Genomic DNA, 1,379 nt, shown 5'->3' with positions numbered 1-1,379 from the left:
CATGGCGTTGACGATGGCGGCGCGCTCGCGCTCGTCGAGCCCGGCCAGCAGCGCGCCGACCTCTGCGCGCGACCGTCTCTCGAGTTCGGCAAAAGCGCTGCGGCCCTTCGCGGTCAGCGCGATTTCATTGGCGCGGCGGTCGGCCTTCGACGGCTTGCGCGCGACGATCTGGCGGCGTTGCAGCGCCTGCAAGGTGCGGCTGAGGAAGCCGGCGTCGAGGCCGAGGGAGCCGACCAGATCGGTCGCCGTGCAGCTTTCGCGCTGCGCGATCTCGTAGATGACCCGCGCTTCCTGCAAGGTCCACGGGCTCGCCAAGAGCTTCGGCTCGATGATGCCGAGCTTGCGGGTGTAGAACCGGCTGAAACCCCTGACGGTCGCGATCTGGCTGTCGAGCGTCGGACTGGCGGAGGTATTTGACTTCATCAATCGATTATTTGACAAAATCAAATATATTGCAAGAGGCGTGTTTCAGCATCATTCGCGCACTCTCGTCATGGCCGGGCTTCGTCCCGGCCATCCACGCCTTTCTTACTTAGGTGCAGCAAAGACGTGGATGCCCGGGTCAAGCCCGGGCATGACGAACTCTCAAAGCTGCCGCCTCAGGCGACCATGATCCGGCTGCGTAGCAGCGTGCGTGAGGAGCGGCCGAGTTGCCGCAGCAGCCGCGCCTCGGAGCGGCGGGAATCCGGCGCGTAGCCGCCGAGCCGGTCATAATGATCGCGTGCGATCAGCAGTCCCTGTTCCGCCGACGGACCGGTGATCATCCGGGCGATGAACTTGAAGCCGTCCCGCAGCCGCGGATCGGCATAGGGCGAGCGGGCGTAACGGAAGATTCCGGCGCGCGGCCGGTCGCTGCTTGAAACCCGCTGGATGAATTGCGTCGTCTCTTCGATCCAGCCGTTGTCGAGCACCGCGCCGGCATGCAGGAACATCAGCCATGGCGAGCGGGCCTGCCGGGCGCCGGCGGCCAGCGCCGCGGCGCGGGTGCCCTTGAACGCCAGGAAGTGGCAGCCGGCCACGTCGGCCACGCGCTCGATGGTGTCGCTATCGCCGCGATCGACCAGCAGCACTTCGCGGATCACGCCAGCCGCGGCGCCCGGCACCAGCGCTGCAAGCGTGGCGACGGCGGGCTGTTCGAGGCCGTCGGTCGGAATGATGACGCTCAGCATGAACCAGGCTTCGATGTTTCAAAGCGTTGAAAAACGCTGCACTGTTATCACCTTGTCACACTCAAAACAGCCGTCCGGTTGCAGTTTTTTGAGGCAGATACCGTCGATGCGCACGATTGCGAAAATCCCGCGCTGTGGTGTGGATGTCCGCACGTATTGTTTTTGATTGTTCTTGATTTGTTCTATGTGCGTGCTATGTTCTCTTCATGA

The 1,379-nt window shown here is 63.6% G+C and carries 2 protein-coding genes; both read right to left on the bottom strand.

The window, feature by feature from the left end:
- Nucleotides 1–423, bottom strand: a 423-nt coding sequence (locus GSQ88_RS31615) for a MarR family winged helix-turn-helix transcriptional regulator (RefSeq protein WP_159012002.1), incomplete at its 3' end; no start/stop codon positions are given.
- Between the two features lie 176 nt (nucleotides 424–599).
- Entirely contained in the window at nucleotides 600–1,169 is a 570-nt protein-coding gene (locus GSQ88_RS31610; RefSeq protein ID WP_159012000.1) for a glycosyltransferase, read from the bottom strand.
- Between the last annotated feature and the right edge of the window lie 210 nt (nucleotides 1,170–1,379).

This window comes from Bradyrhizobium sp. S69 (assembly GCF_009766005.1).
In the GTDB taxonomy this organism is placed as follows: domain Bacteria; phylum Pseudomonadota; class Alphaproteobacteria; order Rhizobiales; family Xanthobacteraceae; genus Bradyrhizobium.
The sequence above is the reverse complement of the archived record's forward strand: the minus strand, read 5'-3'. Positions and strand labels throughout refer to the sequence as shown.